At 66.2% G+C, this 19868-nt stretch carries 20 protein-coding genes and 2 pseudogenes; 12 read left to right on the forward strand and 10 right to left on the reverse strand.

Translation table 11 applies throughout. The features are described 5' to 3' along the window. Positions 1–160 precede the first annotated feature (160 nt). Positions 161–1372 (reverse strand): CmpA/NrtA family ABC transporter substrate-binding protein, encoded by a 1212-nt coding sequence (locus APS40_RS05120; protein WP_055046032.1) that lies wholly within the window; start codon positions 1370–1372, stop codon positions 161–163. 2 nt (positions 1373–1374) lie between these two features. Continuing rightward, positions 1375–1971 (reverse strand): ANTAR domain-containing response regulator, encoded by a 597-nt coding sequence (locus tag APS40_RS05125; protein WP_055049554.1) that lies wholly within the window; start codon positions 1969–1971, stop codon positions 1375–1377. Positions 1972–2113: 142 nt separating this feature from the next. Here APS40_RS05125 and APS40_RS05130 point away from each other — a divergent pair, with 142 nt between their 5' ends. The 7 genes and pseudogenes from APS40_RS05130 to APS40_RS24785 form a co-directional block, all read left to right on the forward strand. Further along, entirely contained in the window at positions 2114–3262 is a 1149-nt protein-coding gene (locus tag APS40_RS05130; protein ID WP_055046033.1) for an ROK family transcriptional regulator, read from the forward strand. After that, positions 3259–4029 (forward strand): ATP-binding cassette domain-containing protein, encoded by a 771-nt coding sequence (locus APS40_RS05135; protein WP_055046034.1) that lies wholly within the window; start codon positions 3259–3261, stop codon positions 4027–4029. The genes APS40_RS05130 and APS40_RS05135 overlap by 4 nt, the downstream gene beginning before the upstream one ends. A 38-nt stretch (positions 4030–4067) precedes the next feature. Beyond that, entirely contained in the window at positions 4068–5108 is a 1041-nt protein-coding gene (locus APS40_RS05140; protein ID WP_055046035.1) for a sugar ABC transporter substrate-binding protein, read from the forward strand. A 231-nt stretch (positions 5109–5339) separates the two neighbouring features. Continuing rightward, entirely contained in the window at positions 5340–6335 is a 996-nt protein-coding gene (locus APS40_RS05145) for an ABC transporter permease (RefSeq protein WP_055046036.1), read from the forward strand. Continuing rightward, positions 6332–7108 carry an SDR family oxidoreductase gene (locus APS40_RS05150; protein ID WP_055046037.1) on the forward strand — a complete coding sequence of 259 codons (777 nt, stop codon included), beginning with the start codon at positions 6332–6334 and terminating at the stop codon, positions 7106–7108. Before APS40_RS05145 ends, APS40_RS05150 begins: the two co-directional genes overlap by 4 nt. Then, positions 7108–7548 carry a hypothetical protein gene (locus tag APS40_RS24780; RefSeq protein WP_055046038.1) on the forward strand — a complete coding sequence of 147 codons (441 nt, stop codon included), beginning with the start codon at positions 7108–7110 and terminating at the stop codon, positions 7546–7548. Before APS40_RS05150 ends, APS40_RS24780 begins: the two co-directional genes overlap by 1 nt. An 85-nt stretch (positions 7549–7633) precedes the next feature. Then, positions 7634–7819: pseudogene (locus tag APS40_RS24785) on the forward strand (SDR family oxidoreductase); the annotation flags it as partial. A gap of 157 nt (positions 7820–7976) precedes the next feature. On the opposite strand, the gene APS40_RS05165 reads toward APS40_RS24785, so the two are convergent. From APS40_RS05165 to APS40_RS05185, 5 genes are read right to left on the reverse strand one after another with little or no spacing between them, the layout of a single operon-like run. Then, positions 7977–8609: a GNAT family N-acetyltransferase gene (locus tag APS40_RS05165; RefSeq protein ID WP_055046040.1), complete on the reverse strand. Its 633-nt coding sequence runs from the start codon at positions 8607–8609 to the stop codon at positions 7977–7979. Next, entirely contained in the window at positions 8599–10080 is a 1482-nt protein-coding gene (locus tag APS40_RS05170; RefSeq protein ID WP_055046041.1) for a beta-N-acetylglucosaminidase domain-containing protein, read from the reverse strand. The genes APS40_RS05165 and APS40_RS05170 overlap by 11 nt, the downstream gene beginning before the upstream one ends. A gap of 4 nt (positions 10081–10084) precedes the next feature. Continuing rightward, the gene (locus APS40_RS05175; protein ID WP_055046042.1) at positions 10085–10924 is read right to left on the reverse strand and encodes a carbohydrate ABC transporter permease; all 840 of its coding nucleotides are present in this window, start codon (positions 10922–10924) and stop codon (positions 10085–10087) included. Next, positions 10908–11801, reverse strand: coding sequence for a carbohydrate ABC transporter permease (locus APS40_RS05180; protein WP_055046043.1), 894 nt, complete (start codon positions 11799–11801; stop codon positions 10908–10910). The genes APS40_RS05175 and APS40_RS05180 overlap by 17 nt, the downstream gene beginning before the upstream one ends. A 14-nt stretch (positions 11802–11815) precedes the next feature. Then, on the reverse strand, positions 11816–13096 hold the full coding sequence (locus APS40_RS05185; RefSeq protein ID WP_055046044.1) for an ABC transporter substrate-binding protein: 1281 nt from the start codon (positions 13094–13096) through the stop codon (positions 11816–11818). Between the two features lie 187 nt (positions 13097–13283). Here APS40_RS05185 and APS40_RS05190 point away from each other — a divergent pair, with 187 nt between their 5' ends. From APS40_RS05190 to nudC, 5 genes are all read left to right on the forward strand, one after another. Next, positions 13284–14018 carry a GntR family transcriptional regulator gene (locus APS40_RS05190; RefSeq protein WP_156342837.1) on the forward strand — a complete coding sequence of 245 codons (735 nt, stop codon included), beginning with the start codon at positions 13284–13286 and terminating at the stop codon, positions 14016–14018. A gap of 1 nt (position 14019) precedes the next feature. Continuing rightward, positions 14020–14757, forward strand: a complete 738-nt coding sequence (locus APS40_RS05195; RefSeq protein WP_055046046.1) for a sugar isomerase domain-containing protein — start codon at positions 14020–14022, stop codon at positions 14755–14757. Between the two features lie 128 nt (positions 14758–14885). Then, the gene (locus APS40_RS05200; RefSeq protein WP_055046047.1) at positions 14886–15284 is read left to right on the forward strand and encodes a RidA family protein; all 399 of its coding nucleotides are present in this window, start codon (positions 14886–14888) and stop codon (positions 15282–15284) included. Further along, positions 15281–15520 (forward strand): YdeI/OmpD-associated family protein, encoded by a 240-nt coding sequence (locus tag APS40_RS05205; RefSeq protein ID WP_055046048.1) that lies wholly within the window; start codon positions 15281–15283, stop codon positions 15518–15520. The genes APS40_RS05200 and APS40_RS05205 overlap by 4 nt, the downstream gene beginning before the upstream one ends. 303 nt (positions 15521–15823) lie before the next feature. Next, positions 15824–16783, forward strand: a complete 960-nt coding sequence (gene nudC, locus APS40_RS05210; RefSeq protein ID WP_055046049.1) for an NAD(+) diphosphatase — start codon at positions 15824–15826, stop codon at positions 16781–16783. 79 nt (positions 16784–16862) lie between these two features. On the opposite strand, the pseudogene APS40_RS05215 reads toward nudC, so the two are convergent. The 3 genes and pseudogenes from APS40_RS05215 to APS40_RS05225 all read right to left on the reverse strand — a co-directional run bounded on the left by APS40_RS05215 (position 16863) and on the right by APS40_RS05225 (position 19833). Next, a pseudogene (locus APS40_RS05215) lies at positions 16863–17847 on the reverse strand (IS110 family transposase). A gap of 305 nt (positions 17848–18152) precedes the next feature. Beyond that, on the reverse strand, positions 18153–18986 hold the full coding sequence (locus APS40_RS05220; protein WP_055046050.1) for a carbohydrate-binding family 9-like protein: 834 nt from the start codon (positions 18984–18986) through the stop codon (positions 18153–18155). Between the two features lie 58 nt (positions 18987–19044). Further along, the gene (locus APS40_RS05225) at positions 19045–19833 is read right to left on the reverse strand and encodes a class I SAM-dependent methyltransferase (RefSeq protein ID WP_156342838.1); all 789 of its coding nucleotides are present in this window, start codon (positions 19831–19833) and stop codon (positions 19045–19047) included. Positions 19834–19868: the final 35 nt, after the last annotated feature.

Here is a 19868-nt window from a genome sequence, read left to right on the forward strand (position 1 = left end):
CAGTCGCCGAGCCGGCGCGGGCTGACCCCCACCTGTCCCCTCCCCCTGAAACAGGAGGAGGGAGACGTCAGCCTCGATAGCGGTGAGAGGGTCTCCCTCCCCTTTCTTAGGGGGAGGGGACAGGGGGGTCGGCAACCACCGAGCCTGAGGATGGAAACCGTCAACCCACTCGTTGCGCCGCGAGATACGCCTCGACCTGGTCAGGATCGAACCGCACCCCATCGAAGAATCCATCCGCCCCAAGCACCAACATCCCCGTCGTCGCCGCCACCTCGGTCGGCCTCGCCAGCAGCCCCTCGACCTTGCTGTCGGCGACCGGCATGGGCACCCCGAGCGGCGCCAGCGCCGAGCGATAGATATCGGGCCGGAAGGTCATCGCCGCGGCCCGCGCCCGGTCGGCGGTGTGCTCGACTTCGCCCCAGCGCACCATCTGGCTGTAAAACCACGCCGCGTGGCTGGTCCATGGGAAGTTTGCCGCCCCGGCATAGGGCACGAAATGCTCCGGCACACGCGCCGCGACCCCGCCGCCAATGTCGAACTGCCCGCTCAGCGCCGGCAGGATCCGCTCCGCCGGCAGTCCCAGATAATGCGGCGCCGCCATGATGTCGGCGATCTCGGCATGGTTGGCGCTCTCGCCGCACCACACCGCCGCGTGGTGCACGGCCCGGATCAGCCCGGCAACGATCTCGCTATTGGCCTCGGCCCAGTGCGCCCGCATGCCGATCACCTTGTCGGGGCTCGACCGCCAGATCGAGGCTTTCACCGTGGCGATATGCGCCCCGGCAGTCTTGACCCCGACAGTGTTCCACGGCTCGCCGACGCAATAGCCGTCGATGCCGCCCGAGCCCAGCGCCTCGGGCAGCAGCGGCGGCGGCAGCACCACGATCTCGATGTCGCGATCCGGCACGACACCGCTGGCCATGAGCCAGTAGCGCAGCTCGTAATTGTGCGACGAGGTCTGGTGCACCACGCCGAAGCGGAGCTTGCGCTCGGCGGCCCGCACCACCTTGGCCAGCGCCGCGCCGACCGGCCCTGCCTCCAGTGTCGTCGGCGCTCCGGCATCGGCCATTCTCCCCCAGAGCTCCGCGCTCACCGTCACGCCGTTATTGCCCAGCCCCAGCATCATCGGGGTGATCATTGGCACCGAGAGCGGATTCAGCCCCAGCGTCGCCGCGATCGGCATCGGCGCCAGCATCTGGGCGAAATCGAAGTGCCCCAAAGCCGCGCGGTCGCGGATATTGGCCCACGAGCTCTCCTTGACCAGGTGCAGGTCCAGCCCCTCGGCGGCCGCAAAGCCTTTCTCGCGCGCCAGCACCAGCAGCACGCTATCGAGCAGGGGCAGGAAACCGGCGGAAAGGGCGATGAGCGACATGACTATTCCTCCGGACCGAGCAGGCTGTCGGCCGTCACCAGGCTCTGGGCAATGTCGACGATGCGGCGGTTCTGGTTCATCGCGGTCTTGCGCAGCAGCGCATAGGCCGCCGCCTCCCCCAGCCCGCGTGTGCGGTTGAGGATCGCCTTGGCCTGATCGATGACCTTGCGATCCTCGAGTTCGCTGCGCGCCTGCTCGAGCTCCCGCGTCAATCGCGCAAAGGCGTTGAAGCGGCTGACCGCCATGTCGAGGATCGGCTTGACCCGCTCCTTTTTCAGCCCGTCCACCACATAGGCCGAGACCCCTGCCTCCACCGCCGCCTCGATCGCCGCAGCGTCGGAGCGGTCGACGAACATGGCGATCGGCTTGCGCAGCGCCCGGCTCAACGTGAAGAAATGTTCGAGCCGGTCGCGGTTGGGGTTCTCAAGGTCGATCACCACCACGTCGGGCATGTCGCCCTCGATGACCCGCGCCACCTCGTTGATCTCGTTGACCACAGTGACCCGCGCGTGCCCGGCCTCGCGCAACCCGTCCTCGATGATCGAGGCGCGGATGCGGTTCTCGTCGATCACCAGTATGGCGAGATCCTGCAGCGGCATGATGGAGTTATCGGCATGTTCGATCTGCACAAGCAAGCATCGGTTTTGCATCCCTGCCCATCATTTCAGCGGCGATTTCTGAATTCCATTTGACTTAATAAATTCGGCGTCACAGTCTCTCCTCCAGCCTAGGAGGGACGCCTTGGGCCTCAGGGGGACGAACCAGGAATTCGGACGGCCGTACAACCGGCGCATCGTCCTTGAAGCCATCCGCGCGACCGGCCCGACCACCCGCGGCCGCATCGCGGCGGAAGTCGGCCTTACCGTACAGACCGTTTCCACCATCATCCGCGAGCTCGAGGAGCAGGGCTATATCCTCTCCAATCGCGAGGAGCCGCGCGGTCGCGGCGTGCCGCCGACGACGCTGCGGCTCAACCCCGAGGGCGGCTATGCCATCGGCATCCACCTCACCCCGCTGGGCCTCGATGCGGCGCTGATCAACCTCGCCGGCGATGTCATCGGAGCGTCCCATCGCGATGTTTCCCATGCCACTCCCGACCGGGCCTTTGCGCTGATCGGCGCCATGCTCGCCGAACTCCGTGCCTTGAGGCCCGAGGTGCGCATGCTCGGCGTCGGCCTGGCGCTGCCCGGCCCGTTCGACGTGGACTCGATGAGCTTCGTCGGCCCCACCACCATGGCCGGCTGGGGCAATGTCCGTGTGCGCGAGCGGCTCGCCGAAGTGAGCGGCATGCCCGCCTTCATCGAGGCCGACATGGCCGCCGCCGCGCACGGCGAACGGCTTTACGGGCACGGCGCCGAGTTCGCCGATTTCTACTACCTGTTCTTCGGCGTCGGCCTTGGCGGCGTCATGGTGCATGACGGCGCGGCCCTGCGCGGCGCCTGGGGCAATGCCGGCGAGATCGGCCATATGCCCGTCGTCCCCGATGGCGAGCCCTGCCCGTGCGGCAATGCCGGCTGCCTCGAGCGCTACGTGTCGCTCGAAGCCTTCGGCCGCCGCGGCCTTGGCGAAGCCGCCTATGCCGACGCCATCCGCCCGCAACTGCGCGCCGCGCTGATCACCATCGAAAACCTGTTCGATCCCGAAACCATCATTCTCGGCGGCCTCGCCCCGCCGTCGCTTGCCGCCGAACTGGCGCGCGCCGTCGCCGACCTCCCCAACTCGGTCGCCGCCCGCCGCGACCGCAAGGCGCCGCGGCTTATCGTCTCCAATGGCGGCCCACACACCGTGCTGCGCGGCGCCGCGGCGCTCGCCGTCGCCGGCGTGCTGTCCCCACGCTTCGGCCAGCTCTTCGCCCCCGGATACGCCCAGCTCAAGGGACTTGCCGCATGACCAGCTTCGCGCCCCTGCTCGTCCTCGATGACATCAAGAAGAACTACGGCGCCATCGAAGCGCTGAAGGGCATCAGCTTCACCATCGGCAAGGGCGAGGTGGTGGCGCTGCTCGGTGACAACGGCGCCGGCAAGTCGACCCTGGTCAAGATCATTGCCGGCGGGCTCGAGCCCAGCGGCGGCAGGATGCTGTTCGAGGGTCGCGACTTCCTCGCCAGATCTCCTTCCGAAGCCAAGGCCGCCGGCATCGAGACGGTTTACCAGGATCTGTCGCTCGCCACCAATGTCGATGTCGTCGCCAACTTCTTCATGGGCCGCGAACTCACCAGACGCGTATTCGGCATGCCGGTGCTCGACGAAAAGGCGATGGAGGCCGTGGTTGCGAAGGCGCTGGCCAGCGCCGGCACGAAGATCCCGTCGCTGCGCACCAAGGTGGAGCACCTGTCGGGGGGCCAGCGCCAGGCTATCGAGCTCAACCGCTTCGTGCACTGGGGCGGTAAGCTCGTGCTGCTCGACGAACCCTTCGCGGCGCTCGGCGTCGAACAGACCCGCCGCGGCCTCGAGATGATCCGCGCCGTCGCCAAGCAGGGCATCGGCGTCGTCATCATCACCCACATCATGCAGCAGGCCTTCCAGGTCGCCGACCGGATCGTGGTGATCCGCCAGGGCGTAGTGGCCGGGGATGTTGCAACCAAGGATACGAGCCCCGATGCGGTGGTCAACATGATCACCGGGGAAACCCTGGCCGCTGCCGGAGCGGCTGGCTGAGGGGAAACAGGGAAATCCGGCACCAAGGAGCGAACGAAATGAAGCGAATACTTCTGTCCGTCTTCGGCGTTCTGGCAGTGGCGCTCGCCCTGCTGACGCCGGCCTTCGCCCAGACCAAAGGCAAGGTCTATTACCTCGTACCCACCCTGCTCGACGAGTTCCAGACCGGTTCGGTCTCGGCGCTGGAAATGTTCCTCAAGCAGGTCGGCTACGAGATGCAGACGCTCAACGCCGACAACAAGACCGACGTGCAGCAAAGCCAGATGAACGACGTCATCGCGCTGAAGCCGGCAGCCATCATCCTCGCCGCCGTCGATTTCAACGCGCTCAAGCCCTCGATCGAGGCTGCCATGGCCGCCGGCATCCCGGTGGTCGAGTTCGACCGCCAGATCACCTCGACCCCGTCCGCTTTCACCTCGGTCGCCGGCACCATCGAGATCGGCCATGTCGCCGCCGATGTGGTCGAAGGGCTGCTGACCAAGAAATACGGCTCGGTGAAGGGCAAGATCCTGCAGGTTCTGGGCGACCCCGGCGACCCCTACACCCTCGACATCCAGAAGGGCTTTGAAGAGAAGATGGCGGCTTACCCCGACGTCAAGATCATCTCGCTGCCCGCCATGCAGTGGGAAGCCAGCAATGCCGGCACCATCGTCTCCGACCAGTTGCTCGCCAACCCCGACATCGACCTGATCTTCAACCACGCCGCGCACCTGTCGGTGGCCGCCGCCGCCTCGCTCGAAGCAGCCGGCAAGAAGCCGGGCGATATCCTGATGCTGTCCTCGAACGGCGCCCCGGTCGGCCTCGACCTGATCCGCAAGGGCTGGATGCAGGCCGAAGTGGAGCAGCCGCTCTACGCCCAGGCCGCCGCCGTCGCCATGTTCATGGACAAGATCGTCAACCACCAGGAGATCAAGGCCGGCGAGTATGACGTGCTCGGCCTGAAGTCGACCCTGACGATCGAAGCTTGGGGCCCCAACATCAAGATTCCGGGCGCCGCCATCACACTGGAGAACGTCGACAACCCGGCCTTCTGGGGCAACATGAAGCCCCCGACCGAGACCATCAAGTCGGTGGAATAGGCACCGAAGTTGCAGTCGGGCACCCTCCCCCTCGCGGGGAGGGTAGTGAAGCCAGGAGCGAAAGCGACTTGGCGGAACTGGGGTGGGGGGCGCCCCGAGCCGGGACCGTGCCAGCTTCGCACCCCACCCAAGCTGCGCTAGCCCGCAAACGCGGCCAAGCTCCGCTAACCTCCCCGTCCAGGGGAGGGTAGCCCGACTGCAAACACCAGTTCGAAACCGAGCAATCCCAGCATGAACCCCAACACCCGCCGTACCCTCGAGTTCGTCCTCGATAACCTCGTCTGGTTCATGCTGCTGTTCGTGCTGCTGGTGTTCTCGCTCTTCGTGCCGAACTACTTCCAGCCCGGCATCTTCGCCAACATCATCGAGGCCTCCTCGGTGCTCGGCGTCATGTCTATCGGCCTGGCGCTGGTGATCATCGCCGGCCACATGGACCTCTCGGTCGAATCTGTCGCCGCGCTCGCCGCCATGGCGGTCGGCATCGTGTTCTGCTCGGCCGGCATCGGCATGGGCGTTCAGCTGTCGCCCGACTGGCTGGGCGTGCCGGTCTCGCTCATCATCGCGCTCGCCGTCGGCAGCGCCATCGGCGCGCTGAACGGGCTACTCATCGTGAAGCTGAAGATGAACGCCTTCATCGTCACCCTCGCCTCCTACATCTGGGTGCGCGGCGTGGTGCTGGCGCTCTCTGGCGGCCGCTCGGCGCAGGACCTGGCGCCTGCCATCCGCTGGTTCGGGGTGCAGCGCCTGCTCGGCCTGCCGCTCACTGCCTGGATCGCCATCCTCTGCTTCGTGGTGTTCTCGCTGATCATGGCCAAGTCGCGCTTCGGCCGTCACCTGATCATCATCGGCGGCAACCAGAACGCCGCCTTCCGCGCCGGCATCAAGGTCGACCGCATCCTCATCACCTCGTTCGTGCTCGCCGGCGCCATCGCCGCGCTCGCCGGCTGGCTGCTCGCCATCCGCACCTCGGGCGCCACGGCAAACCTCGGCATGGGGCTGCTGTTCAACGCCTTCGCCGCGGTGGTGATCGGCGGCGTCAGCCTCAAGGGCGGGGTCGGCGCCCTGCCCGGCGTCTATGCCGGCGTGCTGCTGCTCTCGGCCATTAACACCGCCATCAACCTGATGGGCCTGCCCGCCACCTCGACCCAGGTGATCCACGGCCTGCTCGTCCTCGCCGCCGTGCTCCTCGACACACTGAAACTCTCGATCAGGCAGAAACTCGCATGACCAGACGACTTGAAGGCAAGACCGCGCTCGTCATCGGAGCGGCGCGCGGCATCGGCAAAGCCATTGCGGTGCGCTTCGCCGAAGAAGGCGCCAACCTGGTGATTGCGGATACCGAACGCGAGGCCGGCGCTGCAACCGCAACCGAGCTCGGCGCGCCGTTCATCTTCACCGACATTTCGAAGCTCGCCGACGCCGAAGCTGCCGTCGCGCTGGCGCTCGAGACTTACGGCCGGCTCGATATCCTGGTCCAGAATGCCGGCATCTACCCGTGGCAGCTGCTCGAGCAAACCAGCGTCGACGATTGGGATCGCGTCATGGGGGTCAACCTGCGCGGCAGTTTCATCGCCGCCCGCGCTGCGTTGGTGCCGATGAAGGCACAGCACTATGGCCGCATCCTCTTCACCTCCTCTATCACCGGCCCGCATGTCACCAGCCCCGGCCATGGCCACTACTCGGCCACCAAAGCCGGCATCAACGGCCTGATCCGCGCCGCCGCGCTCGAATTCTCCGGCTACGGCATCACCGTCAACGGCGTCGAGCCCGGCAACATCCTCACCGAGGCGGTGCAGCAGCACCGCTCGCCCGAATTCCTCAAGTCGATGGAAGACGCCATCCCGCTCGGCCGCCTCGGCAGCACCCGCGACGTCGCCAACGCCTTCCTGTTCCTCGCCTCGGACGAAGCCAGCTACATCACCGGCACGACGATCGTGGTGGATGGCGGCCAGTTGCTGCCGGAGGGGAATGACTTCAGGATCATGCCGGATCGGGCGTGATGCAGAAGCTGAAGTCGCTACTGCGACGGTATGCCGAGGACCCTCATCGTGCCGCCAGATGGTGGATAGGAGAACGACCAGCCGCCGATACCGGTGAGATCTGGAAGGAGATTGCCGGATACATAGGCTACCCCTCATTGCCTGTGTACCTAGGGGGTGGGCTCACATCCTTGCGTCTTTCTCAGGCCGCGCATGTTCTGGCGGTCGCCGGAACAACGAGCCTGGCATACGATAAATGGTCACCAACCGCAGCCGACGTTCTCCAAGCCGAGGACGCACTTGGCGAGTTCGACGCTGGGGCCACTTTCCTAAGCAACGGATTGTGGGAGGCCGGTCCATCAAGCTCCTGGGACCCACTTACCAATGCAACGTTCGATTGCGGAGTGATCGGGTACAACGACCGCAATGCGTTCGTTTTTTGGATCGAGGAAGAGGATTAGGAGCCGGTCCCTCGTTCCCAGCGGACGAGCCCCTAAAGCCCCACCACCATCACGTCGTATGCCGCAGCAGCACTGCTCGCCCGAATTCCTCAAGTCGATGGACGACGCCATCCCGCTCAGCCGCCTCGGCAGTACCCGCGACGTCGCCAATGCCTTCCTGTTCCTCGCCTCGGACGAAGCCAGCTACATCACCGGCACGACGATCGTGGTGGATGGCGGGCAACTGCTGCCGGAGGGGAACGATTTCAGGATCATGCCGGATCGGGCTTAGGAGGGGTACTGAAGCAGACGGCCCCCTCCCGGCCTCCCCCATAAAGGGGGAGGTGAAGAGTCGAGGCTCTGTCTTCGATCGCGCCAAACGCTCGATGCGGCACCTCCCCCTTTATGGGGGAGGATGGGAGGGGGCCGTCTCTATCGGCTCCAGCCTCCTAAAGCCCCATCACCATGAACGTGGTATGCCGCGGCAGCGCCGGATCCTTCAGCACCTCGAACCCGAGCTTGCGATAGAACGTCTGCGCCCCGCGGTTCACCGGGCTCACCTGCAGGTGCATCCCCTTCGCGCCGGCGCGCCTGAGGTTTTCCATCACGTACTCCATGCCGCGCCGGCCGATCCCCCTGCCCCGTGCCTCTTCGAGCAAATCGATATGGCCGTGCGCCGGGTAACGATGCAGCACTTCGGGATAGACGAATTCCGGGTGATGGATGGCGTAACGCGCCCAATCGCTGCCCTGCCACTGGCCTTCCTCCGGCCCCGGATCGTCGAGCCGCGCCGCCAGCGGCGGAAACCATTCCGCCGCCATCCGCGCATAAATCCCGGGCGTATCCGGCGCACCGAAAATGTAGCCGCAGACCCCGTTCGGCCCATCGACCACGAAGGCGAAATCGGGTTCGTAAACCTGGTACGGCACGGCATAGATCAGCCCGAGCAGGTCCGGATCATCCTCGCGCGCCGTCGCATCCTTCCCGGAATCCCCGGTGCGAAGGCACACCAGGTTCAGCGCCGCATGGTCGGCGGCCAGCGCCGGCCTCAGCCGATAGCCGCCGCCGAAATCAAGCGCCATGCCGATAGCGTCCCTTGCCGTCGCGCGGCAGCAGCTCCTGCACCGCCACGCCAAAGCCCTGGCGGTAGAAATTGTAGATCCGGTCCTTGTCGGGAAATTCGGCGCCGCGCGGCGGATCGCCTGCCAGCCAGTCGAGATAGGTGACGAGATGCGTCATCTCCTCGCGCGCTTCCCACAGATAGGGATGGAAGGCGTAGAACAGGTCGCGGTTCTCGAGTTCGGTCATCCGGTTGAACAGCGCGGTGATGCGATCGCGGAACTGCACCAGCGCCTCGTGCCCGTCCTGCCAGCCGGCGTCGCGGACATCGGGCCGCTTCTGGCTCATCAGCCGTCGCGCCGATTGCAGCAGGCCCTCGACCTGCGGACCGCAGCGGAACGGCTGGTAGAACAGCTCGCCCAAGAGCCGGATTTCCTCCACCGTCAGGGTCTCGGTCTGCCCGGCAAAGGCGAGCCGGAACCGCGGCTGCCAGGCCTTCAGCGCCACCGCGAAGGCCGAGCTCTCGTCGTCCGAACCGGCGGCGAACGCCCCGGTGGTGTGCACCGGCACGAAATTGGCTTCGAACTCGTTGTTGGGGTTGGTGATGATGCCGTCGATCAGCGGCAGGATCTCGGCGTGCCGCCCGCCCAGCGGTCCGGCATGGATGCGGCGGATATCGTAGTCGTTGGCGTGGAAATTCTCCCAGATCACCGGCTTGCGCCGGAGCACCCGGCCCACTTCGCGGAGGCTCTGCGCGGTGATGGTCTTGGAGACGATATCCGGCCCGGTCCAGAACACCCCGATCTCGGGGTCGAGCTCCGCTCCGATGGTGTTGAGATAGGCCGAACCCGGTACGTCATGCCCGGCGAACGCCCCGCAATACTCGGTCGGGCAGAACAGCACTGCCGCTCCCGGCGCCCGTTCCCGCACGTGGTGGAAAGCCTCGTTGGCGAAGTAGCTCTGTGCGGCCGCAAACGAGGGAAATGCCTTCTCGTCGACGGGCATCATGGTGCGGGGAATATCGTCGAACAGCAGCGCGAAATGCGTCACCCCGAGGTCCAGGAGCTGGTCGAGCCGGCGCTTCAGCGCCTCGAGGTCGCTTGCGTCCGAATAGACGACATCGAGACACGGGGCGATCGCCACCATGAACATGAGCTTCCGCGCGCGTGCCGCGTCGACCAGCTCCTGGAGGGCTGCGGCCTCCGCCGCGTTGTAGAGTTCGCGCCAGCGCGCCCGGATCTTGATGTCGTCCTTGGGCCCGTAGACGAAGCAGTTCATGCCGGCATTGGCGATCCAGTCGAGCATTTCGATCCGCTGTGGCTGGCTCCAGGCCCGGCCGTAGAAGCCCTCGATCACCCCGCTGAAGAAGGTCGGCTGCCCCCGCGTGGCGCCTGTCCCGCCTCGATCCGGCTGATCGAGCAGCACATCCAGCGACCAGCCGGAAAGCCCCGGCGGGGATGCGATGACCTTGGGGAATTCGTGAACAGTGCCCATCGGTTCAGTCCATTGCTGTTGCAGTCAGGCCGGCGATCACGTGGCGTTGCAGGATGAAATAGAGGATCAGGATCGGCACCGTGGTGATGGTCAGGGCGCCGAACACCAGCGAATAGTCGGTGCTGTGGTAGCCCGAGAACCGCACCAGCCCGACCGGCAGGGTGCGCTGCGCATCGTCGGTGATGAACAGCAGGGCGAACAGGAGCTCGTTCCACACGCTGATGGTGTTGAGCACCACCATGGTCAGCATGGCCGGCCACACCATCGGCACCGACACGTGCCAGAAGATTTCCCAGGTATTGGCGCCGTCGAGCCGCGCCGCTTCTTCCATGTCGGGACGGATCGAGATGAAATAGGCCCGCATCAGAAACACCGTGAACGCCAGCTGCCAGGCCGCGCCGGGCAGGATCAGCGCCCACGGGGTGTTCAAGAGGTGCATGTCGCGCAACTGGGTGAACAGGGCGATGGCGACCGACGGCGGCGGCAGCAGCAGCCCGATCAGCAGGATCCGGTACATCAGCTTCCGCCCCGGAAACTCCAGCCGGGTGAAGGCGAAGGCCGCGGCGGTGGCGAACAGCACGCACATGCTGACCGCCACCAGCGTGACGAACACCGAATTGAAGTAGAGCGTACCGAGCCCGCCGACCTGCCAGGCCTCGAGCAGGTTCTCCCAACGCCACTGCGCCGGCAGCGCGAAGGGCGAACGGAAGATCTCGCGGTTCGACTTGAACGACGAGTAGACCATCCAGATCGCCGGATAGAACGTCACCAGCACGATGACGCCGGCCGCCCCGAACTGCAGCCATTCGGCGGTGCTGCGTCGCCGTTCAGTAGCGCGTGACATTGCCGCGCTCCGAAATCTTGAGGTAGCCGATCGAAATCAGCGACACCACCAGGGTCAACACCACCGTCAGCGCCACGCCATAGCCGATCTGGTTCTGGTCGAAGGCCTGCTTGATGATCCAGGTGGCCGGCACTTCCGTCGCGCCGAACGGCTGCCCGTTGGTCATGGTGAAGAACAGGTCGAACCCGGCAAAGCCGCCGGTCACCGCGAGGAGGATGCAGACGATGACGTTCTGCTTCAGCATTGGCAGGGTGATGGCGGTGAACTGCTGCACCCCGTTGGCGCCGTCGAGCCGCGCCGCTTCATAGAGGTTGCGCGGAATGCGCCTCAGCGCCGCAAAGAAGATCACCATGTAGAAGCCGGCGTACTTCCAGCCTGAAACGATGCAGATGAAGAGCAGCGCCGTTTCCGGCTGCGCCAGCCAGGGCTGCGCCCAGTCGGCCAGGCCCATCGAGCGCAACGTCGAGTTGAGCAACCCGGTACGGTAGTCGAGCACGAACTTCCACAACACGCCCGCCGCCGACATCGACAGCACCACCGGCGCAAAGAACATGCCGCGCATCAGCGAGAAGCCGCGCCGATCCGAGTTGAGCAGCACCGCCATCACCAGCCCGAAGGTCACTTCGAACAGCAGCGTCGCGGCGATGTAGAGCACCACATGCACGAACGACATCAGGAACGTCGTGTCGGTCAGCGCCCGGACGAAATTGGCGATACCCGCCCAGCGCGGTGCGCTGAACCCATCCCAGAAGGTGAAGGCGTAGTAGACCGAGGCGCCCAGCGGCAGCAGCACGAAGGTCGCAAAGAGCAGCATCGCCGGCGCCGCGAACAACAGGTTCGCGGCGCCGGTGCTGATGGGGGCCGAACGGTCTTGCAACTGCGGGCGCCGGCTTACTGCTTGCCCATGGCGGCGAGCGTTTCGTCCAGCCAGACCAGCGAGTCCTTGGCGCTCTTTTCACCCGAGGCCGCAAAGGCGGCGGCCTGGTAAAAGGCCTCGGCGACCGGCACCGGGTACTTGTTGTCCGGCGGCGGCACGATGGCCGAGGCGTTGCTCATCAGCGCCAGCATCGCCTGGGTCTGCTCGTCGAGCTTGGCCTTGTCGCTCACCCCCTGCACCGGGCTCATCTGGCCGCTCTCGGCCCACCTGATCTGGCTCTGCTCCGAGGTGAGGAACTTGAGGAAGGTGATCGCCTCGGCCGCATGCGGCGCATCCTTGTGCACCACCAGCCCGGTGATGGTGCCGATCACACTGTTGGCGAGCGGGTGCGCGGGGTCGATCACCGGCGTGTTGAACTGGCCGTATTCGAAACCCTCGTCAGCGAGGTTGCCGGTTTCCGAGACCAGCCAGGATCCGATCGGGTGCATCACCGCGCCTTCCTGGAAGAAGGTCGCCATGGCCGGATCGGCGCCGAGCGCCTGCATGTCCTTGTTGAAGGCGCCCACATTATGCAGGTCGACCAGCAGGTTCAGCGCCTTCTCGAAGGCCGGCGTGTCGAACTTGGCTTCCTGCTTGAACGCCGCGACATACTCCTCCGGCGGCACCACCATGGCGGCGATATGGCCGGCCCAGTTGCCCAGCGGCCAGAACTCGTTATTGCCCTCGACGATCGGCGTCTCGCCCGCATCGGCCAGCGTCTTGTTGAGCGCGACGAACTCGTCCCAGCTCTTGGGCGGCGTCAGGCTGTGCTCGGCGAAGATCTTCTTATTGTACCAGATGGTGTTGGTCAGATCGAGCGACAGCGGCACCAGATACGGCTTGCCATCGACCATCGTACCGGCGCCATCGGTCCACACCGCCGGTGAGAAGCTGTCCTTCCAGCCATCCGCCGCCATCGCTTCGCTCAGGTCATAGGCGTAGCCGGCCGCCACGTCGCGCTGCACCGGATAGCCGGCCCATTCGAAGAAGATGTCCGGAACCTCGTTGCTCTTGAGTTGAGTGATCAGGCCCTGGTTGGAATATTGATCGTCGTCGAAGACGATCTGCTTGATCTTGATGTCGGGGTTGGCCGCCTCGAAATCGGCGATGATCGCGTCGAGCGCCGCCCGGCTCGAGCCGCCGGTGATGGAATGCGTGAACCGCACTTCGGTCGCAGCCATCGCCGCCGTGCTCAGCAGCAACAATGCGGTTGCCGCCGTCAGCGTTCTGGTCGCCAGCGTGAATCTCTTGGCCATGCTCTTACCCTATTTGCCCCAAATCCCTCGGCAGCAATCTCCCCTGCCAACTGGTATGTTATTGGTTTAAACCAGTTTGTCCAGCACCCAAGATACCTGCAGTTGGCCCAGCAATGTGCTTGCAAATTCCAGTCCAAAATCATACCAGTTGCCAGAGAGCAGATATCAACCAGTGGTCGGAGGAGCCTTGGACTTCTACGCAGCGGTACGCGAACGGATGGAGGCGCAGCATGGCCCCCTGGGCGAACGGCTGCGCCATGCGTTGACCGCGGTGCTCGATTCCGGCGGCATCGCCGCCGGCGGCTCGCTGCCCTCCGAGCGCGAAATGGCCGAGGCGCTGAACGTGTCGCGTTCGACGCTGCGCCAGGGGCTGAAGGAACTGGCCCAACTCGGCATCGTCGCAACCCGACCAGGAGCCGGCACGGTGGTGGTCGGCCGCATCCCCAAGGCGCTGTCGCGGCTCTCGGGCTTCTCGGAGGACATGCGCCTGCGCGGACTGGAGCCCGGCTCGCGGGTGCTCGAATGCTCACTCGGGCGGGTCGGCGCCGACGCGGCGTTCCGTACGGGCCTGCCGCTCGGCTCTCCCATCCTGACCCTGGTGCGCCTGCGCCTCGCCGGTGGCGAGCCGATCGCTTATGAGCGCGCCGTCATGCCGGTCGAGGCGGTCGGCGCCGATTATGACGGCAGCGGTTCGCTCTACGATCGGATGGATGCGCGCAACGCCCGGCCGCAGCGCGTGCTGCAGAGCCTGCAGGCGACCGAGGCGGACGCCGAGCTTGCCACCCACCTGGGCATTCGCCCCGGCGCCGCGGTGCTGGAAATCACCCAGTTGGGCTATGGCGCCAACGGCACCGTCGTCGAAGACGCCATCAGCTGGTACCGCGGCGACCGTTACAAGTATGTCGGCGAGATCAGGGGCTAGAATGACCATCCCGCGTCAGCGCTACCGCGACCAGGTGGCTTCCATCCTCGACCGGGTGCTCACCGAGCAGCCGGCAGCCTTCGATGCCGCGCGCGACGCGGTGGCGACGGCATTGGGCGCCGATCATCTCGTCTATGTCGCCGGCTCCGGCCACTCGCACCTCGTCGCCGAAGAGGCCTTCTACCGCGCCGGCGGCATCGCCGCTGCGCAGGCGATCCTCGACCCCGACCTGATGCTGCACCTTGGCGCCGAGCGCTCCACCCTGCTCGAACGCGAGGAGGGCCGTGCCGCCCGCGCCCTCGCCGACTACCCGGTCGAGCCGGGCGACGTGGTGTTCATCGCCTCCAACTCGGGGCGCAACGCCTACCCGATCGAAATGGCGCTGGCGTGCAAGGCGCGCGGCGCCACCACCATCGCCATCACCTCGCTGCGGCATGCCCGCGCCATCACCTCGCGCCACCACTCGGGCAAGCTGCTCTATCAGGTGACCGACCTGGTGCTCGACAATGGCGGCGAATATGGCGATGCCGCGCTCAGCGTCGGCGAAGGCCTGCGCATGGGCCCCACCTCGACCATTTCCGGGGTATTCATCCTCAACGCCATTCTCGCCGAGGCCGTCGACCAGCTGTCGCACCGCGGCGTTACGGTCGATGTCTATCAGAGCGCAAACATGCAGGGCGCCGAAGCCGCTGCAGAGGAAATGATCCGCCGGTGGCAATCGCGGATCAGGGGGCTGTAGGGTCGTCCGGGCAGGCGACTCTACAGCCTCGACCTATCTGAGCCGGTAATAGAATACCGCAAACCCTGCTGACGCACCGTGTCAGCGGGCGGCCTTCAGGATGGACTGGACGCAGCAAGGAGCCGTCCATGCCCATCGAGCACCTCAACCCTCAGAGCCTTCATGCCAGCCCGGCCTTCACCCAGGCCATTATCGTGCCCGCGGGTGCGCGCGTGCTGCTGATCGGCGGGCAGAACGCCGTCGATCGGCATGGCCAGGTGGTCGGCAAGGGCGATATCGTCGGTCAGGCGCGGCAGGCGCTTCGTAACCTCGAGGCGGTGCTCGACGCCGCCGGAGCCACACTGGAGGATCTCGTCAAAGTGACTGTCGTCATCGACCATAGCGCTGATCTCCGCGCCGCCTTTGGCGCCTGGATGAGTTTGTGGGGCGCGCGCAGCAACCCACCCACGGTCACCGTGCTGCGCGTCGCCGGCCTCGCCAACCCCGACTACCTGCTCGAGATCGAAGCCCAGGCGGTGCTGGCATGAGCCCGGCGCTCAGGCCGCTGCGCAAGCGCGAGGAGATGCCCGACTTCGTGCGCGAAGCACTGGAGCGCTCGGGCCTTCGCGCTGCTTACGACGCTCGTCCGCCCTACCAGCGCAACGACTACCTGCTCTGGATCAACAAGGTGAAACGCGAGTCCACCAAGTACAAGCATCTCGCCCAGATGCTCGAGGAGCTGGAGGTCGGCGGTGTGTACATGGGGATGAAGTGGAACGGATGAAGGGGTGCCGCTCACTCCAATCGCCGCAGCCTTCCCCTCGCCCCTGAGGGGAGAGGGGAAGCGCAGCTTGCGAGCGTCAGCGAGTTAGCGGAGCTCGGGTGAGGGGTTCAGCCTCTCAGCACGCTGGCTCGCCCAGCACGTGGCACTGCTTCACCCCTCAACCGGCGCTTCGCGCCACCTTCTCCCCTTAGGGGAGAAGGGACGGAGCCGCCCGCTCCATCTGGAAGCTAGAGGCGGCCACCCCCCGCTTGCAGCCCGCCTCGCATCCCCCTACACCTCCCCGACCAATCTGGAGGGGTAGCCGTGGACTACGCGTTTGCATTCAAGCCGGGTGAGCTCGACCGCGTCGCGCATCTGCGCACCACCGATGACGTCCGCAACGATCCGCGCGCCAGGACGCTGGTGTTCTGGCGCGGCAAGCTGCTCGCCGATGCCGAGGCGCGGCCGGCGGCCGTGCCGCTCGATCACCCTGCCCTCTCCGATAGCCGCGAGGCGCCGCTGTTTGTCGGGCTGACGCCTGACGGCCCGCGCTTCGCCGCCGACCTGCCGCTGTGGTCGCCGCCCGAGGACGCCACCACCATCGGCCAGTTCATCGACCAGACCCAGCAGATCCATCCCGGTTTTCCCGAGCTCAAGTTCATGGAAATCCGCGGCCTGATGCCGACGCTCACCCGGCTCGACGGCGAGACCGTCGCCACCGGGCGGGCGCTGATCAGCTGGCATTCGAGCCACCGCTTCTGCGCCAATTGCGGCGCCCCGAGCGCCGTCGAGAGCAGCGGCTGGGTGCGCAAATGTCCGCAATGTGGCACCCAGCATTTTCCCCGCACCGACCCGGTGGTGATCATGGCCATCACCCGCGGCGACGTGCTGCTGCTCGGCCGCAGCCCCAGCTGGCCCGAACGCATGTATTCGCTGCTCGCCGGCTTCGTCGAGCCGGGCGAGACCATCGAGGCGGCGGTGCGCCGCGAAACACTCGAAGAAAGCGCCATCAAGGTCGGCCCGGTGCGTTACGTCTCCTCCCAGCCCTGGCCGTTCCCGATGTCGCTGATGTTCGGCTGCCAGGGCGATGCGCTGAGCGAGGCGATCACCGTCGATCCGATCGAACTGTCCGATGCCCGCTGGGTGACGCGCGCCGAAGTGCTGGCGATCCTCGCCGGCACCCATCCCGACATCAACCGCCCGCGCCCCGGCGCCATCGCCGGCGCCCTGATCGAAGCCTGGGCCCACGGCAAGCTGCTCGATGCGGAGTATTGGGGGAATTGAGGCGAGCCGTCGGGCGGTGAGTCGCAGCGGCTGGTCTCGCGTCCCCTCGCCCCTCTGGGGAGAGCATCTGTGTTTGCGGTCAAGCAGTTTCGGGTTGGTTGGGCTCCCAGCGACGGTTCTGGGTGAGCAGGGTGTTTGCGAGCACGACAAGCTTTCGCATCACCGCTGTGAGGGCGACCTTGGGCGGTTTGCCGGCGTTGCGCAGGCGCTGGTAGACGGCCTTGAGATCTGGATTGTAACGGGCGGCGCTGAGGGCGGCCATGTAGAGGGCGTTGCGTACCTGCATTCGACCACCGCGGATGTGGCGTTGCCCCAGCCTGCGACCGCTATCGTCGGCAATGGGTGCCAAGCCAGCAAGCAGGGCAGCGGCCTTGGCCGAACACCGGCCCAGTTCGCTCAGTCCGGCCAGCAGCGCGGCAGCAGTGATGGCGCCGATGCCGGGGATGGACAGCAGGATGGCATAACGGCCGGCCAGCCCGGGATCGGCCTTGATCAGTTGCTCGATCTTGGCCTCGAGGCGCTGCACATGGCCCTTGAGGCTGGTCAGGCGGCCCCTCAGTTCGGTCTTGAGGAACGACACCGTGGCCTGCTCCAGCCGGTTGCCCAGTGCGATCGCCTCGGTGCGGGCGGCAGTGTAAGCATTCACCAGTTCCTGCAACTGCTCGAGCTGCTGGGGCACCGGCTGGTTGGGCTGAGGAGCAAGGCTGTGGCCCATGACTGCCAACAGTCGCGCATCGATCCGATCGGTCTTGGCCAAGACCCCACACGCCTCGGCGAACAGCCGTGCCCGCAGCGGGTTGATCACCACCACCCCATAGCCCCCAGGCACTCAGTGTCCGGAACGCCAGCCGGTGATACTTGCCGGTGGCTTCCAGAACCACGCGCTCAAGCTGCAGCCCCAGCTCGTCCAAGTGCCGCCGCAGTCGGCGTAACCCGAGCGGGGTGTTGGCCACCCGCCAACTCTGACCGCCAGGATGCAGATAGACATCCAGCCAGTCTTTACTCACGTCGATCCCGGCATAAACTGCCAGCGCGCTGATTGTGGACTCAACCTTGCCTTGCATGCGGGACTTGCTCCCCATCATCTGTTCAGGACCAGCGACACGGACAAACGGACCAAGCTCTCCCGCGGCTCAAACCAAGGGTCAGACGGTCCCGTCCATCCGGTCCCGGCCGGTCGCCACCGACCGGGACCGCCTACTCTGTACAGAGTCGGCTGCAATCAACATGCAAGGGTCAGGGTGAGGGGTAGCCAAGCATACCGGTAGGGCGGCTTGCCAGCCCGTCCTGACACTGCTGCCAGCGCACTTGGCGCCCCTCACCCCAGCCCTCTCCCCGGAGGGGCGAGGGGGCGTTGTGGCGCGGCCGGTTACTCGCTCCCCACCACCTTCGTCGAAAAATGCACGTACGGGAACAGCTCGGGCACATGCGAATCCCACACCCCGTGCGCGCTGAGCGCCCAGCCGCCGGAATCCTCGGCCGGCTTTGCCGCGCGATAGGTGTTGAAGCGGGAGAAATCCATCCGCCAGGTGTCGCCGTCGCGCGGCGGCAAGGCGCGGCCATCGGTGGCGAGCCACCCCATGCTGGCCCATGGGATGGCGATCTCCGCCGTCCAGCCGCGATCGCGGTCGGCATTGTCGTTGAGCGTGCCGTCGACGGCGGCAGCCGCTCTGAGCCCCGGCATATCCCAGTTGAACAGCCCCAGCCGCGTCCCCCTGGGATGCTTGTCGAACCCGACGCCGTTCCACGGTTTCGCTCCCGGTGCGGTGCGTGAAAACTCCGCCGCCGTGCCGAAGCCGCGCCGCTCATAGGCATCGTCCCAGACGAAGAACGCCTCGTAGATCGTCCCCAGCGCATTGAGTTCGAGCTCGTAATAGGCGTCGGCGCCGGCGACGAACACCTCGATGTCGTTCTCGCTCCAGATCAGCGCGTCGCGTTCGGTGAGCCGGGCCTCGACGAACGGCTCCTCCACCCAGAACCCGACATAGAGGTGCGTGTCGTCCCACAACACCGCGGCGCGGGTGTCATGCACCGTCGGCTGGCCGCTGATCAGATCGACGAAGCGCGGCGAGCGCGGCGCCAGTTTCCAGCTCGGCGCATCGAGCCGACCATCGACGGCGAGGGGGCCGGCGGACCGGTAGGCGGTATAGTGCGCGATCTGCTCTTCAGGCCATGGGAACGGCCAGGTCGGTGCGGTGGTCATGGGGCTGCCTGTCGAAACTATCGGGCGGACACTATGGCCCGCCGTGCCGCGGCGCCAGCTATTCCGGCCGCGCCGCGCAGATGGCGTAGCGATGCTGCGTCGCCCGGTCGAGAAACTGCGCGATCGGCATGTTGCGGCCCTGCGCCCGATGGATCTCCCCCAGAGAGGTGTCGACGATCACCGGGCGGAAGCCGGCGTGCTCGAGCAGCCGCACCACTTCGGGCGCCCGTGCCCCCTCACGGAAATAGATCTGCGCCATGATCGATTGGTACTGCGCGCGGAAGTCGCCGCGCGGGTCGGGCCCGGCCGGGCGGAAGCGGCTCACCGCGCTCTCCAGCCAGCGGCGGAGCTTGCGGAACCAGGTCTGCGTGACAAAGTCGCCGTCGACGATCAGCAGCCGGCCGCCCGGCTTCAGCAGCGAGAACCAGTGCGCGAAAGCTGCGGCCGGATCGACCAGCGTCCACACCAGGTGCCGGGTGACGATCACATCGTAGCTGGCTTCGTCTTCGCCCGTCGCCTCGGCATCGCGCATCAGGAAACGGATTGACGAGCCGCGTGACTTGGATTTCGCCCGTGCCTTGTCGAGCATCGCCTCGGACCAGTCGAGGCCGGTGACCTCGTAGCCGAGGTCATGCATCAGGTGCGACACCACGCCGGTGCCGCAGGCGAGGTCGAGCGCCCGCCGGCCCTCGCCCACGCCGAGGTGCTTGCGGATCAGCCGGTGCCAGGCGCTGCGCTCGGTCTCGGAGAAGATCTCGTGGCCGGGGCTGAGGTCAAAGGTCTCGGCCCGCATCGACCAGTAGTCGCGGATCTCGTCGCGCACCGAGTAGTTGCTGCCTGCCGTCATGCCCGTCCTCATATCGCTCCCCGAAGGGGAGGCTG

It is taken from the genome of Devosia sp. A16 (assembly GCF_001402915.1).
GTDB lineage: Bacteria > Pseudomonadota > Alphaproteobacteria > Rhizobiales > Devosiaceae > Devosia_A.

What these genes read in the sequence shown, in the direction of transcription:
- APS40_RS05225 (WP_156342838.1), bottom strand. Translation starts at nt 19,833, where the DNA reads ATGACGGCAGGCAGCAACTACTCGGTGCGCGACGAGATCCGCGACTAC.
- APS40_RS24780 (WP_055046038.1), top strand. Translation starts at nt 7,108, where the DNA reads ATGCAGAAGCTGAAGTCGCTACTGCGACGGTATGCCGAGGACCCTCAT.
- APS40_RS05165 (WP_055046040.1), bottom strand. Translation starts at nt 8,609, where the DNA reads ATGGCGCTTGATTTCGGCGGCGGCTATCGGCTGAGGCCGGCGCTGGCC.
- APS40_RS05145 (WP_055046036.1), top strand. Translation starts at nt 5,340, where the DNA reads ATGAACCCCAACACCCGCCGTACCCTCGAGTTCGTCCTCGATAACCTC.
- APS40_RS05185 (WP_055046044.1), bottom strand. Translation starts at nt 13,096, where the DNA reads ATGGCCAAGAGATTCACGCTGGCGACCAGAACGCTGACGGCGGCAACC.
- APS40_RS05140 (WP_055046035.1), top strand. Translation starts at nt 4,068, where the DNA reads ATGAAGCGAATACTTCTGTCCGTCTTCGGCGTTCTGGCAGTGGCGCTC.
- APS40_RS05205 (WP_055046048.1), top strand. Translation starts at nt 15,281, where the DNA reads ATGAGCCCGGCGCTCAGGCCGCTGCGCAAGCGCGAGGAGATGCCCGAC.
- APS40_RS05150 (WP_055046037.1), top strand. Translation starts at nt 6,332, where the DNA reads ATGACCAGACGACTTGAAGGCAAGACCGCGCTCGTCATCGGAGCGGCG.
- APS40_RS05125 (WP_055049554.1), bottom strand. Translation starts at nt 1,971, where the DNA reads ATGCCGCTGCAGGATCTCGCCATACTGGTGATCGACGAGAACCGCATC.
- APS40_RS05175 (WP_055046042.1), bottom strand. Translation starts at nt 10,924, where the DNA reads ATGTCACGCGCTACTGAACGGCGACGCAGCACCGCCGAATGGCTGCAG.
- APS40_RS05120 (WP_055046032.1), bottom strand. Translation starts at nt 1,372, where the DNA reads ATGTCGCTCATCGCCCTTTCCGCCGGTTTCCTGCCCCTGCTCGATAGC.
- APS40_RS05170 (WP_055046041.1), bottom strand. Translation starts at nt 10,080, where the DNA reads ATGGGCACTGTTCACGAATTCCCCAAGGTCATCGCATCCCCGCCGGGG.
- APS40_RS05220 (WP_055046050.1), bottom strand. Translation starts at nt 18,986, where the DNA reads ATGACCACCGCACCGACCTGGCCGTTCCCATGGCCTGAAGAGCAGATC.
- APS40_RS05200 (WP_055046047.1), top strand. Translation starts at nt 14,886, where the DNA reads ATGCCCATCGAGCACCTCAACCCTCAGAGCCTTCATGCCAGCCCGGCC.
- APS40_RS05195 (WP_055046046.1), top strand. Translation starts at nt 14,020, where the DNA reads ATGACCATCCCGCGTCAGCGCTACCGCGACCAGGTGGCTTCCATCCTC.
- APS40_RS05135 (WP_055046034.1), top strand. Translation starts at nt 3,259, where the DNA reads ATGACCAGCTTCGCGCCCCTGCTCGTCCTCGATGACATCAAGAAGAAC.